15 protein-coding genes and 3 tRNA genes are annotated in these 12,898 nt (G+C 66.2%); 11 read left to right on the forward strand and 7 right to left on the reverse strand.

Features of this window, described 5'->3' with window-relative positions; all coding sequences use genetic code 11:
* Positions 1–16 precede the first annotated feature (16 nt).
* Complete coding sequence (locus tag RSD66_RS10465; protein WP_415287649.1) at positions 17–1,174, forward strand: DegT/DnrJ/EryC1/StrS family aminotransferase; 1,158 nt, start codon at positions 17–19, stop codon at positions 1,172–1,174.
* Positions 1,175–1,252: 78 nt separating this feature from the next.
* Here RSD66_RS10465 and pdxY read toward each other — a convergent pair whose 3' ends face one another.
* From pdxY to RSD66_RS10480, 3 genes are all read right to left on the reverse strand, one after another.
* Complete coding sequence (gene pdxY / locus RSD66_RS10470; protein ID WP_415287650.1) at positions 1,253–2,053, reverse strand: pyridoxal kinase; 801 nt, start codon at positions 2,051–2,053, stop codon at positions 1,253–1,255.
* A 13-nt stretch (positions 2,054–2,066) separates the two neighbouring features.
* On the reverse strand, positions 2,067–3,335 hold the full coding sequence (gene glyA / locus RSD66_RS10475; RefSeq protein WP_415287651.1) for a serine hydroxymethyltransferase: 1,269 nt from the start codon (positions 3,333–3,335) through the stop codon (positions 2,067–2,069).
* Positions 3,336–3,443: 108 nt separating this feature from the next.
* On the reverse strand, positions 3,444–3,680 hold the full coding sequence (locus RSD66_RS10480; RefSeq protein ID WP_415287653.1) for a thioredoxin: 237 nt from the start codon (positions 3,678–3,680) through the stop codon (positions 3,444–3,446).
* 117 nt (positions 3,681–3,797) lie between these two features.
* On the opposite strand from RSD66_RS10480, the gene RSD66_RS10485 reads away from it, so the two are divergent.
* Complete coding sequence (locus RSD66_RS10485) at positions 3,798–5,234, forward strand: PLP-dependent aminotransferase family protein (RefSeq protein WP_415287654.1); 1,437 nt, start codon at positions 3,798–3,800, stop codon at positions 5,232–5,234.
* Between the two features lie 5 nt (positions 5,235–5,239).
* On the opposite strand, the gene RSD66_RS10490 is transcribed toward RSD66_RS10485, so the two are convergent.
* The 3 genes from RSD66_RS10490 to RSD66_RS10500 all read right to left on the reverse strand — a co-directional run bounded on the left by RSD66_RS10490 (position 5,240) and on the right by RSD66_RS10500 (position 6,145).
* Positions 5,240–5,725: a peroxiredoxin family protein gene (locus RSD66_RS10490; RefSeq protein WP_415287655.1), complete on the reverse strand. Its 486-nt coding sequence runs from the start codon at positions 5,723–5,725 to the stop codon at positions 5,240–5,242.
* A gap of 82 nt (positions 5,726–5,807) precedes the next feature.
* Positions 5,808–5,881, reverse strand: a tRNA-Cys gene (locus RSD66_RS10495).
* Between the two features lie 190 nt (positions 5,882–6,071).
* A tRNA-Gln gene (locus tag RSD66_RS10500) sits at positions 6,072–6,145 on the reverse strand.
* Between the two features lie 218 nt (positions 6,146–6,363).
* On the opposite strand from RSD66_RS10500, the gene RSD66_RS10505 reads away from it, so the two are divergent.
* The 9 genes from RSD66_RS10505 (at position 6,364) to RSD66_RS10545 (ending at position 12,460) form a co-directional block, all read left to right on the forward strand.
* A tRNA-Pro gene (locus tag RSD66_RS10505) sits at positions 6,364–6,440 on the forward strand.
* A 76-nt stretch (positions 6,441–6,516) separates the two neighbouring features.
* The gene (locus tag RSD66_RS10510; protein ID WP_415287656.1) at positions 6,517–7,065 is read left to right on the forward strand and encodes a DUF924 family protein; all 549 of its coding nucleotides are present in this window, start codon (positions 6,517–6,519) and stop codon (positions 7,063–7,065) included.
* Between the two features lie 67 nt (positions 7,066–7,132).
* Positions 7,133–8,449, forward strand: coding sequence for a hypothetical protein (locus RSD66_RS10515; RefSeq protein WP_415287658.1), 1,317 nt, complete (start codon positions 7,133–7,135; stop codon positions 8,447–8,449).
* Positions 8,450–8,551: 102 nt separating this feature from the next.
* Positions 8,552–9,499, forward strand: a complete 948-nt coding sequence (locus RSD66_RS10520) for a CsgG/HfaB family protein (protein WP_415287659.1) — start codon at positions 8,552–8,554, stop codon at positions 9,497–9,499.
* 114 nt (positions 9,500–9,613) lie between these two features.
* Entirely contained in the window at positions 9,614–10,471 is an 858-nt protein-coding gene (locus RSD66_RS10525; protein ID WP_415287660.1) for a thymidylate synthase, read from the forward strand.
* A 7-nt stretch (positions 10,472–10,478) separates the two neighbouring features.
* Positions 10,479–10,778, forward strand: a complete 300-nt coding sequence (locus RSD66_RS10530; RefSeq protein ID WP_003167209.1) for a hypothetical protein — start codon at positions 10,479–10,481, stop codon at positions 10,776–10,778.
* Between the two features lie 91 nt (positions 10,779–10,869).
* A complete protein-coding gene (locus RSD66_RS10535; RefSeq protein ID WP_415287662.1) occupies positions 10,870–11,541 on the forward strand; it encodes an aquaporin in 672 nt (223 codons plus the stop codon).
* A gap of 55 nt (positions 11,542–11,596) precedes the next feature.
* Positions 11,597–12,124 (forward strand): dihydrofolate reductase, encoded by a 528-nt coding sequence (locus RSD66_RS10540; protein ID WP_415287663.1) that lies wholly within the window; start codon positions 11,597–11,599, stop codon positions 12,122–12,124.
* A 15-nt stretch (positions 12,125–12,139) separates the two neighbouring features.
* Positions 12,140–12,460 (forward strand): YbjQ family protein, encoded by a 321-nt coding sequence (locus RSD66_RS10545; RefSeq protein WP_415287665.1) that lies wholly within the window; start codon positions 12,140–12,142, stop codon positions 12,458–12,460.
* Positions 12,461–12,462: 2 nt separating this feature from the next.
* Here RSD66_RS10545 and RSD66_RS10550 read toward each other — a convergent pair whose 3' ends face one another.
* A complete protein-coding gene (locus tag RSD66_RS10550; protein WP_029673443.1) occupies positions 12,463–12,885 on the reverse strand; it encodes a universal stress protein in 423 nt (140 codons plus the stop codon).
* Between the last annotated feature and the right edge of the window lie 13 nt (positions 12,886–12,898).

Raw genomic sequence — 12,898 nt, forward strand, 5'->3', positions numbered from 1 at the left:
GATCGGATCTCCCGCGTTGACCCTTCCTTTTATCGACCTTCAATCCCAACGCCTTCGCATCGGCGCCGACATTGACGCCGCCCTTCTTGAGGTGGCGCGCAGCGGCCAGTACATCATGGGCCCGGCGGTCGCCGCCCTGGAGCGCGCCCTGTGCGAGTTCGGCCGGGCCCCGCACGCCCTGTCCTGCTCCAACGGCACCGACGCCCTGGTCCTGCTGATGATGGCCTGGGACATCGGGCCGGGCGACGCCGTCTTCTGCCCGGCCTTCACCTTCGCCGCCACGGCCGAGATCGTGGCCCTGGCCGGGGCTGTTCCTGTCTTCGTCGACATCTGTCCGGACACCTGGACACTCGACCCGCAGGCCCTGCGCGCCGCCGTAGATCAGGTCGAACGCGAAGGCCGACTGCGCCCGCGCGCCGTCATCGCCGTGGACCTGTTCGGCCAGCCCGCCGACTATCCGGCCCTTGCCGCCGTCGCCGCCGAACACGGCCTGAAGCTGATCGCGGATTCAGCGCAAGGTTTCGGCTGCACCCTGGATGGACGCCACCCGATCCATTGGGCCGACGTCTCCACCCTCAGCTTCTTTCCAGCCAAGCCTCTGGGCGCCTATGGCGACGGCGGGGCCATCCTGCTGAAGGACGAGACCCTGCTGGATCATCTGATATCCCTGCGGGTGCATGGACAGGCCACCGCCGCCGACGCCGCCGCGTGCGGGTTCGAGCACGATCCGAAATATCTGAATCTCAGGCTCGGCATGAACGGGCGCCTGGACACCCTTCAGGCCGCCGTCCTCGTCGAAAAGCTCAAGATTTTCGAGGACGAGATCGAGCGGCGCAACCGTATCGCCGACCGCTACACCCAGGCCTTGCAGCCCCATGTCGCCGCCGTCCCCCGCGTGATCCCCGGCGGCCGTTCGGTCTGGGCGCAATACACCATCGAACATGACGACCGCGCCGGTCTGGCCGCCGCCCTGAAGGCCAAGGGCATTCCCACGGCGGTCTATTATCCCATCCCGCTTCACCGCCAGCCCGCCTACAGCAGCCATCCGGTCGGCGTAGGCGGACTGGCGGTGACCGAGGCCAAGGCCGAGCGCGTGATCAGCCTGCCGATGAGCGCCTATCTGGATGAAGCCGTTCAGGACCGCATCATTGAGGCTGTCATCGCTTACAACTAAGCCCGGCCCAATCAGGAAAAGCCCGGCCGTTGATGCAACGGCCGGGCTTCTTATTCCTCATGGACGCCTGACAGGCGGTCAATCGCCGATGATGCGCATCTCGAACGCGCCCGCATCCAGCGTTCGCCTGAGAACGCGCTGAACGTCTCTGGTAGCGCGCTCGGCGGCGTCCGCCAACGACGCGCCCTTCAACAACCACGTCGTCATGAAGGCGGTGAACAGATCGCCCGTGCCGCTGGGCCGAATGGGCAGGCGCGGGATGGAGGTCCGGTGCGCCTTGCCGCCCTCCAGCGCCACGGTTTCGACCTCGCCGTCGCGGGTGTCGACCAGAACGCAGCCCGTGACCACGACGCGGCCCGTTCCACGACGGCTCAACTGATCCGCAGCGGCGCGCAGACCTTCGACCGTATCGGGCCTTTCGCCGACCAGCCGTCCCAGTTCGAACTGGTTCGGCGTCACGATGTCGGCTATCGGCGTTAGCTCATCTCGGAACCGTTCGATCAGCCCGTCTTCGACAAAGACGCCTAGGTCGTCATCGCCGATCACCGGATCGCAGATCAGCACGAAATCAGGATTCAGCCGCCGCGCCCGGCGCAGGAAGTCCACGACCACCGACGCATTGCCCACCGAACCCATATAGCCGGTGAGGATCGCCGCCGCCTGCTGCGGCAACTGCCTTTCCTCGACGCCCAGCAGCAGGTCGGCCACCAGGTCCGCCTCCAGCACCCGCCCTCTCATGGTCGGATAGTGGGGATGGTTCGACAGCAGGGTCGTGGGGACGGCCGCCACCTCGAAACCGGCGGCCTGAAGAGGATAGACCGCCGCGCTGTTGCCGACGTGGCCGTGAACCACTTGGCTCTGGATCGAGATGACCTGCATCACGCCTCCTGCATCAGGCGACCGCCGCGCCTGGAGCGGTCAGGGGATAGGCGCGCGTCAGGTCTGCGACCTGCGCCCTGATCTCGCTGCTGTCGGACCGTCCGTCGCGCACGCCGCGAAGGATGGAGAGGATCAACCCGCCAACGGTCCGGAACGCCGCCGCATCGAACCCCCTGGAGGTCGACGACGGCGAGCCCAGCCGCAGGCCTGACGTAATCATGGGCGACGCCGTATCAAAGGGGACGGAGTTCTTGTTGGCGATCAGATGGTGGGCTTCCAGAGCCTCCACCGCCTGTTTTCCGGTCACGCCAAAGGGACGCAGATCGACCAGCACCAGGTGGCAGTCCGTGCCGCCCGAAACCAGCCGCAGGCCGCCTTCCGCCAAAGTCTCGCCCAGAACCCGGGCGTTCTCGATCACCGCGCGCGAATAGTCCACGAACGAGGGCTGCTGCGCCTCATGGAAGGCGGCGGCCTTGCCGGCGATGACGTGCATCAGCGGCCCGCCCTGAGTGCCGGGAAACACCGCCTTGTCGATCCGGCGCGCCAGTTCGGGATCGTTGCACAGGACCAGCCCGCCGCGCGGCCCGCGCAGGGTCTTGTGCGTGGTCGAGGTCGTCACATGCGCATGGGGCGTCGGATTGGGATACAGCCCCGCCGCGATTAGACCGGCGTAATGCGCCACATCCGCCACCAGCCAGGCCCCGACCTTGTCGGCGATCTGACGCATGCGGGCGAAGTCGATGCGCCGGGGATAGGCCGACCCGCCCGCATAGATCAGTTTCGGCCGATCCTGCAGAACGCGCCGCTCCATGTCGTCATAGTCGATCAGATCATCTTCTTCGCGCACCCGATAGGCGCTGACGTCGAACCACTGGCCCGACAGGCTGACCGGCGAGCCGTGGGTCAGGTGCCCGCCGCAGGCGAGGTCCAGCCCCATGATCCGATCGCCCGGTTTGATCAGGGCGAACAGCACCGCCAGATTGGCGTTCACGCCAGAATGCGGCTGGACGTTGGCGTAATCGACGTCGAACAGGGCGCAGGCCCGGTCAATGGCCAGCTTCTCGGCGATATCGACCGCTTCACAACCGCCATAGTAGCGCCGCCCCGGATAACCCTCGGCGTATTTATTGGTCAGGACCGAGCCCTGCGCCTGACGCACAGCCGCGCTGACGATGTTCTCCGAGGCGATCAATTCGATGCTGTCCTGCTGGCGCTGCTGCTCCAGCGTCAGGGCGTACGCCAGGTCAGGGTCCAGAACCCGTGTTGCAAGGTCGGAGTGCATGTCTTCACCTCAGATCATGTAAAAAAGAGGCGGGCTGGAACTATGGGAGGGTTCCGGCCCGCCATGCGGCCTTCCAAGAGGGGGGGTGTCGGGAAGGCCGACTGGAGTTCAGCTGAGCGCCGAAAGATCAGCGCCGTGATTGATGTGATAGACGGCGCCCTCCATGACGATGACCGGCACGGACTTGACGCCGATCGCCTCCGCCTCGGGAAGGCGCTCGGGCGTTTCGCCCAGATGGACGACTTCTACCGCATAGACCGCCGGGTCCAGCGCGCCCACAAAGCGGCGCTGGGCGTCGACGCAGACAGAACAACCGGCATGATAGAAAACGGCATTCTTGGCCACGGGCCTGTCCTTTTCAAAAGGTCCGACAGCAGAGTTGCTGTGCTGGGGTGGTCGTGGGATACCCACATCACGGCCTAGCGATAAGGGCCGCTTTGACGAAGCGAGATAGGCCGGATCATGGGACGCAGCGCCGTGGTCATCGAGTTGATTGAGGACAGCTCCAAGGCCCTGTTCATCAATCTGGCGGGCTCGATCATCCGCGAAATCGAACGCGGTCGGCTCAAGCCTGGCGATCGCCTGCCGGGCACACGGGCGCTCGCCCAGTCGCTCGGCGTTCATCGCAACACCATCGACGCCGCCTATCAGGAGCTCATCCTTCAGGGCTGGCTGGTCGCCGAAGCCTCGCGCGGCACCTTTGTCGCCCGGGACCTGCCGGATCTGGGCGTCCGGACCTGGGGGCCGCCCAGAAAGTCCCAGACCTCGCCTCTTGCTTCTCGCGCTGCCCTGACGCCCCTCAGGTTCTCCGACGGCGCGCCCGACGCGCGGCTTATGCCGGGGGTGGAGCTGGCGCGCGCCTTTCGCCGGGCGGTGTCGGCGGCCGGGCTGAAGAGGCTGACAGGATACGGCGACCCACGCGGCGCCCCGCCTCTCCGCTCCGCCCTGGCGCGCTATCTGGAGGCAGAACGCGGCCTGACGATCGACGCAGACGACCTGCTGGTGACTCGAGGCAGCCAGATGGCGCTGTTTCTGGTGGCCGGCGCCGCCCTGCAACCGGGCGAAGCGATCGCGGTCGAGGACCCCGGCTATCCCTTGGCCTGGAAGGCGTTCCGCGCGGCCGGAGCCCGCGTTGTCAGCGCTCCGGTGGACGCGCAGGGGCTGGATATCGATCGCTTCGAGCAACTTCTGGATCAGGAGCCAGGCGTTCGCGCTGTCTATGTGACGCCGCATCATCAGTACCCGACGACTGTGACCCTTGGCGCCGGACGTCGGCTTCGGCTGCTCGAAATAGCGCGTCGTCGCGGTCTGATCTTGGTCGAGGACGACTATGACCACGAATACCGCTTCGAGGGACGTCCGGTCCTGCCTCTGGCCGCGCGGGCCCAGGCTGACGATCGGGTGGTCCACATCGGGTCGGTGTCCAAACTGCTCGCCCCGGCTTTAAGGATCGGCTACGCGACCGGCCATACCGACCTGCTCGCCAGGATGACAGACCTGCGCGAAGCCATTGATCGACAAGGCGACATTCCGCTCGAACACGCCTTGGCCAAGCTGATCGACGAAGGCGACTTGGGCCGCCACGCCCGCAAGGCCAGGAAGATCTACGAACATCGCCGCGACCTTCTGGCCGCAGAGATCACCGCCCAACTCGGCGACGCCGTCGCCTTCGACAGCCCCGCCGGAGGCCTGGCCCTCTGGCTGAAGGTCGCCCCCTCTATAGACGCTGCGGCCTGGGCCGAGGCGGCCGAGCGCGCAGGTCTTCTGCTGTCTCATGGCGGACAGCTTCGCCTTGATCAAAGCCGTCCGGCGAACGCCTTCCGCCTGGGCTTCGCCAGCCTGGACGACGCCGAATTGAGGCGCGCCGTCAAACTTCTGCGGGCGGCGCGACCCGCCTGAGACGACTAAGGTTCAGCCGGTTTCAGAAGCAGGGCCATGATCTCGGCGCCCAGACGCATATCCGACACCGGCCCGAAATGGCGCGCCCTCAGACGCCCCTGGCGATCGACCAGCACCAGGCTGGGCGTGCCCTGCAAATTATAGGCGGTCATGGTCTTCGGCGTCATCACGCGGCCGTCGGACTGCGCGTCGACAGCGACAGGAAACCTGCACCCCTGCTCCGTCAGCCAGCGGGACAGAGCCGCTTCGTCTGTCTGCTGTTTATGGTGTTCGAACACGCTGTGCACGCCCATGACCACCACTTCGCCAGAGGTGAACGTCTCCACGACGCGCCGGGCCTGCGGCATCGCATAGTGGGAACAGCCAGGGCACAGCCGCTGGAAAAACACCAAGCACGCCACCTTCCCGCGCAGGTCTTCCAGCACGACAGGCGATGAGGTGTTGAGCCAGGCGGACGCCTCCACCGGGGGCGCGGGCCGCAAACGCGACATGATCTTCTCCTCAGCGGCCTCAGATCAGATTGGATGCAACAGGGATCAACACGCCTCACGCTTCAGCTCTACGGGGCGCGCATGGAGGCCGGACCTGGAATCGAACCAGGCTGGACGGATTTGCACTCCGCCGCGTAACCGCTCCGCCATCCGGCCCCTGAAGCGCATTGGATTGACTAACAGCGCCCCAAACCGAGCGCCTCATCCGGTTTCAAAGTCCCGGCTGGGCCGGTCGCACCGGCAACCCGGGCAGCAGACCGCCCACGACTATCGCGCGCAACGAAGCATTTGATATGAAAGCTGAACCTCAAAGGGGGCGCTTGATGCGCTCTACCCCTTCGGACGGTGGCTGGGGAACTAGGACTCGAACCTAGAATGACGGTACCAAAAACCGTAGTGTTACCATTACACCATTCCCCAGCGGTCCGGTGTTCCCCGCCGCCGCAGTGCGTCGCGGCGAGGAGCGGTCAGATACGCCAAGGTTTCGGGGGATGCAACACCTGAAAAGGAAAGAATTTTCATCGACCCAAGAGTTTTTTCCGGAGGCTCATTTACCCGCTTGCGAGGGCCCGTCGGCATGGCTATAAGCCCCCTCCTCGACGCAAGCGGCGGCCCACGGATCGCCTGATTGCGAAAGTCGGAGTGTGGCTCAGTCTGGTAGAGCACCGCGTTCGGGACGCGGGGGTCGCAGGTTCGAATCCTGCCACTCCGACCATTTCTTCCTTTAACATTGCGAACGCCGGGCCACCGCAAGGTCGTGCCTTTTGGCGCGCTGCTGCTAGGCTGGCCGCATGACCCAGCTTCAGACCCCCGCCGAAGTCATCGCCTTCTGGACCGACGCCGGACCCGAAAAATGGTTCGCCAAGGACGCCGCCTTCGATCGCGCCTTCACTGAGCGGTGCAGCGATACCCACTTCGCCGCCGCCGCCCGCCGGCTGGATCATTGGCTTGAGACGCCTGACGCCGCCCTGGCTCTGATCATCCTGCTGGACCAGTTGCCGCGAAACGCCTTTCGCGACACCGCCCATATGTTCGCAACCGATCCCCTGGCCGTCGCCTTCGCCAAGGAAGCGATTCAGCGCGGGCATGATCGCGAGGTCGCGCCTGAGCTGCGCCCCTTCATCCTGATGCCGCTGATGCACTCTGAATCGTTGGAGGATCAGGAACAACTGCTGACGCTGCTGGATGAGGCGACCGAAGCGCAGACCTACAAGTTCGCCGTGATTCACCGCGACATCATCGCCCGCTTCGGACGCTTCCCGCACAGAAACGACTGCCTGGGACGCGCGACCTCCCCAGAGGAAGCGGCCTTCCTGAACTCAGGCGGCTTTTCGGGCTAACACTGATTGCTTTGCTGCAACGGCAAAGCTAAAGGCGGGCCGGTTCTCCACAATCGGCCGGTTCATAATGTCTCGTTTCGCGCTCGTCCTGATGGCTACCTCGGCCCTGTTCGTCGTCTCGGTCTCCCCGGCTGACGCTCAAATTTTCGGCCGGCGGAACAATGCAGAAACGACCCAGGTCATCAATGAGGCCCCTCGCTGCAGCCAGAACCTCGGAACCGTAGCGATCGCCGAAACCCAAGGCGTCCTATTCGACCAGATGGGTCTGGGAGCCCCGACGGAACTGCTGCGCACCGTGATCCGCGATTCCGGCTGCTTCACCCTGATCGAGCGCGGGCCGGGCATGGATCTGGTCGAGCGCGAGCGCAACCTGGGCGGCGCCGCGCGCATCCGCACGGCCGACTTCGTCCTGGTCGCCGAACTCGCGAACCCCATTGAATCGACCGACAGCGATCGTAGGTCAGGACTGCTTGGCTCGCTGGCGGCGGTCGGCGGGCGCGCCCTGCTCACGGCTGGCCTGGCCGCAGCCACGGGCGGCGATCTGGGCGGAGGTTTGGGCGGAGGCGTCGGCGGTCTGGGCGGCTTGGGCGCCGAGGCCGGGCTTAATCCCTTGCAGCTGCAGGCCATGAACGCCGCCATGAACATGGCCGGCAGCGCTCTGAACGGTCAGCAGGGCGGCCAAGCTGCTCCGGCCCAGGCGCTGAACGCCAATACAGTCGAGCGAATTCGCGACCTGAAAAAGGACATCGGTCGCGGCAAGGAGGACGCCCAGATCGTCTTTTCGCTGGCCAGCGTGCCTCTGGCTGAAACCGTCGGCAGCACGCGCGCCGTGGCCAATAAAGATGATTTGCGCGGCCTTCGCATCCGCGACAACCACTTCGGCGGCCGCGTCGGCGCTGGCTATGAGAGGCAGGATGAGGGCAAGGTGATCGCCTTGGCCCTGGTGCGCGGATACGCCGATCTGGTGACCAGCCTTGGCGGCACGGGCGACCAGACCCCGAAAGTCACGCTCGCCAACCGCGAGGCTGTTCGCGCCGCCGCCGCCGAGCGTGACGCCGAAGCCGCCCGCAAAGCCGAGGCGGAACGTCGCGAACAGGAGCGCCTTGACCGCGCGCGCGAAGAGGAACGCCGCCGGCTGCGCGAAGAAATCCGGCAGGAAGAAGAAGCTCGTCGCCGCGCCGACGCAGCCCCGAACATGGCCAGCCGTCGACTGGCCCTGCCGACTGTGCTGCGCACGGCCCCCAACGGCGACGCCATCCGGCCCCTTGCCCCTGACGCTACCGTGTTCCCGACCGGAAAGTCCGACGGCCAATGGGTAGAGGTACTGGACTCTGACGACAACATCGGATGGCTACAGCAGGAACGCCTGACCGCCGGTCAATAAACAAGGTTCCTTTAGCTCGACCGTATTGCTACGGCGTTTCCGCCCGCCGCGTGTCGGCGCCCAAGGGCCGTGAAGCTTGATAGCAAACCAGGAGATCACGTTTTGAAGACCTGTCTTATCGCCCCGGCCCTCGCCGTCCTGATTACCGCCTCGGCGATGCCGACCGCATCGGCGGCTCAGGCCGGGCGCAGCGGCGCGCAGCGCGCGCAGGACGCCCAGATGGCCCAGATCCCGCGCTGCCGCGCCAGCCTCGGCTCGATCACCATCGCCGACGGACAATCCGACTACTGGCGTGAGCTGCAGCTTTCGCCGCCGCAAAGCCTTCTGCGCGTCGTGATCCAGCGTTCGGGCTGCTTCACCCTGGTTGATCGCGGCGCCGGCATGAACGTCGCTCAACGCGAACGCGAGATGGCCTCGGGCGGCGACCTGCAGCGCGGCTCCAACGTCGGCGGCGGCCAGGTGCGCGCGGCCGACTATGTGCTGGTCGGCGAAATCGCCAGCCAGAACGCCAACAGCGGCGGCAACGCCCTGGCCGGTCTGGCCGGCGCGGCGCTGGGCGGCCGTGCAGGCGCCCTCGTCGGCGGTCTGCGCACGCGCAACATGGAAGCCAATACGGTCCTGTCGCTGACCAACGTCCGCACCTCGGAAACCGAGCTGGTGACCGAAGGTTACGCCTCCAAACGCGACATGAGCTGGGGCGCGGGCGCCGCAGGCTTCGGCGCGGGCGCCCTGGGCGGCGGCAGCTATGAAAACACCGAGATCGGCCGCATCGTGGCCCAGTCCTTCATCCAGGCCTACACCGACATGGTGACCCAGATGGGCGGCTTGGAAGGCGGTTCGGCGGCCCAGGCCGCTCCGATCCAGAGCTATACGGTCCAGGAAGCCTCGACTCTGCGTTCGGCGCCCAGCGGCGGCTCGGTCGTCCGCGCCTTGCCGGTCGGCCTGCGCCTCTACCCCACCGGCAACCGCGACGGCGCCTGGTGGGAAGTCATGGACGACAACGACAATGTCGGCTGGGTCCAGAACGAACGCCTCGCGCCCGGCAAGTAAGAGCGCGTTGAAACAAGGAGCGCCCGCCGAGCGATCGGCGGGCGTTTTCTTTTTTCTGTGAGCAAGAGAATCAGGCCCCTGCCCTCCAAAGAGAATCAGCGGCATCCTCATGGCATGAACGCCGCCGTCCAGATCGCAGACCTGCAAGCCCGCACGGCGGCCGCGCCCGCCGACCATCCCGAGTGGCAGTATCTGAATCTGCTGCGGGACATCCTCGACAACGGCGTGCGGCGCGACGACCGCACCGGTACGGGGACGCTGGGCGTCTTCGGGCGTCAGATGCGCTTCGACCTGTCCAGGGGCTTCCCCCTGCTGACGACGAAGAAGCTGCATACGCGGTCGATCTTCATCGAACTGCTGTGGTTCCTGCGCGGCGAGACCAATATCGCCTGGCTCAAGGACAACGGCGTCAGCATCTGGGACGAGTGGGCCGACGCCGAGGGCGACCTCGGCCCCGTCTATGGCAAACAGTGGCGCTCCTGGGCCGCCCCGAACGGTTCGAGCATCGACCAGATCGCCAGACTGGTTCACGGACTGAAGACCAATCCCAACAGCCGCCGCCACATCGTCAGCGCCTGGAACCCGGCCGACGTGGACGACATGGCCCTGCCGCCCTGTCACTGCCTGTTCCAGTTCTTCGTCGCGGATGGAAGGCTGAGCTGCCAGCTGTATCAACGCTCGGCCGACGTCTTTCTGGGCGTGCCCTTCAACATCGCCTCCTACGCCCTGCTGACCCATATGCTGGCCAGGGTCGTGGGGCTGGAGCCGGGCGACTTCGTCCACACCTTCGGCGACGCCCACCTGTATCTGAACCACCTGGAGCAGGCCGAGCTGCAGCTAAGCCGCGCCCCCCTCCCCCTGCCGACCCTGACGGTGGCGGACAAGGACGACCTGTTCGGCTTTGAGCTGTCGGACTTCGTGCTGAACGACTACCAATCCTGGCCGCACATCAAGGCCGCCGTCGCCGTCTGACCCCCGCATGAAGCTGACCGACCTCCAAGCGGATGTGCTGCGCATCTCCGACATCTACGCGCGCGAGCACGCCATCGACCGCGACCGCGACTGGGCCCTGCTGAAGTTGCAGGAAGAGCTGGGCGAACTGACTGCCGAGCATCTGCGTCTGACCCAACGGGCGCGCGGCGCCGCCGATGCTCAGGCCCTCGCCGATGAGGCGGCGGACGTATTGGGCATGCTGCTGATCTACTGCGACCGCGCCGGCGTCGACCTGAACGCTGCGATGCAGCGCAAATGGCTGAGCTGGCTCAAGACCGAAACGTAAACTCGCGTAACGGCGACTGGTGAAATTTCGGGTTTAGGCGCAACCTCCCCCCGATCCGCTCTCAGGCGGTGACTGGAAACGGGAGGGTTCCATGATCAAGAAGTTCGCCGCCGAACTGATCGGCACGCTGGTTCTGGTGCTGTTCGGGTGCGGCGCAGCCGTGCTGGGCGGGTTCGATCACGTCGGGCAGTTGGGCATCGCCCTGGCCTTCGGCTTCGCCATCATCGCCATGGCTTACGGCATCGGGCCGATCTCGGGTTGCCACGTCAATCCGGCCGTCAGCCTGGGCGCCTTCGTCGCCGGGCGCATGGGCGCCAAGGACATGGTCCTCTACTGGATCGCCCAGTTCATCGGCGCGATCATCGGCGCCGCCATCATCGGCATGATCGCCAAGACCGGCTTCGCCAGCCTGGGCCAGAACGGTTTCGACGCCGGATCGCCCGGCGGATACGGCCTGCAGGCGGCGCTGACGTTCGAGATCGTCGCCACCGCCATCTTCCTGATCGCCATTCTGGGCGTGACCGGCGTCAAGGACCACGGCGCCTTCGCGGGCGTGGCCATAGGCATCACCCTGGCGGTCATCCACATCGTCGGCATTCAGGTGACCGGCGTTTCGGTCAACCCGGCGCGCAGCTTCGGCCCGGCGCTGCTGGCTGGGGGTCAGGCCCTGAGCCAGGTCTGGGTCTTCTTCGTCGCTCCGGCCATCGGCGCGGTGATCGGTGGTCTGTTCTTCCGCTTGAAACTGCTCGAGCCGGACGCCTAACTCCTACGAACGGGAGCGGCGTCGCGTCGCTCCCGATTCGCTCCGGAGAACCGCCTTGGCCCTGCCCCATATCGCCCTCGTCGTCGCCCGCGCCAGGAATGGCGTCATCGGCCGGGACGGCGACCTGCCCTGGCGGCTGCGCTCGGACCTGCAGCGCTTCAAGGCGGTGACGATGGGCAAGCCCTGCATCATGGGCCGCAAGACCTGGGAGAGCCTTCCCTTACGCCCCCTGCCCGGACGGCTGAACATCGTCCTGACCAAGGATGAATCCTACGCCGAGGCGGGCCTGGCCAAGGGCGCCGTCGTCTGTTCGACGCTGGACGAAGGCCTGTCCATCGCCCGCGAACAGGCGGCCGACGACGGCGTGGACGAGGTCTGCGTCATCGGGGGCACGGCCATATTCGCCGCCGCCCTGCCGCGCGCCAGACGCCTGTACATCACCGAGGTCGAGGCCGAGCCTGAAGGCGACGCCGTCTTCCCGGCGTTTGACGAAACCGCCTTCGTCCGCACAGCGTTTGAACAGCATGAGGCGGGCGAAAAGGACGACCACGCCTTCGCCTTCACCGTTCTGGACCGCCGCTGAACCTCAGGAGTTCTCATGATCGTCGCCACCACCAATGACCTGGCCGGTCATCGCATCGTGCGCCAGCTGGGCGTGGTGCGCGGCATCACCGTGCGCTCGCGCAACCTCGTCTCTGACGCCATCGGCGGGGTCCAGTCGATGATCGGCGGCAAGGTCGGCGCCTATGTCAAACTGGCCGAGGCCGCGCGCCAGGAAGCCTATGACGACCTGATCGCCCATGCGCAGGAACGGGGCGCCAACGCCATCCTGGCCATGCGCTACGACGCCAATGAGATCATGCCCGGCGTGACCGAGGTCCTGGCCTACGGCACCGCCGTGGTGGTCGAGCCCGCTTAAGCCTACCGCGCGATGGTCACGCTGACCGGCGCACGGGCGGCGACGGCCTTGGCGGTGGAGCCCATCAGCCAGTTCACCAGCCCTTTGCGGTCGCCCGTGCCCACCACGATGTGATCCGCGCCCAGCGCGACGGCCGCCGCGATCAGGGCGTCGGCCACGTCATGCCCCTCGGTCGTGACCGCCTCAACCGACGGACAGTGACGCCGCGCCTCGGTCATCGACCGCATCAGAATGGCGTCCTGCTCCTCGGCCTTCCAGGCGCGAATATCCGGGTGGCCGCTGGCCGAGCTGAGCGGATTGACCGCCACCAGAGCCAGTCGGGCGTGTTTCGCCCTGGCGAACTGCGCCGCGATGCGCACGGCGCTCTCAGCATGCGCGCTGCCGTCAATGCCGCAGACGACCACCGATTGTTCCTGCTCAGCCATCATGGCCTCCTTT

Source organism: Brevundimonas sp. S1H14 (genome assembly GCF_047716865.1).
In the GTDB taxonomy this organism is placed as follows: Bacteria; Pseudomonadota; Alphaproteobacteria; order Caulobacterales; family Caulobacteraceae; genus Brevundimonas; species Brevundimonas naejangsanensis.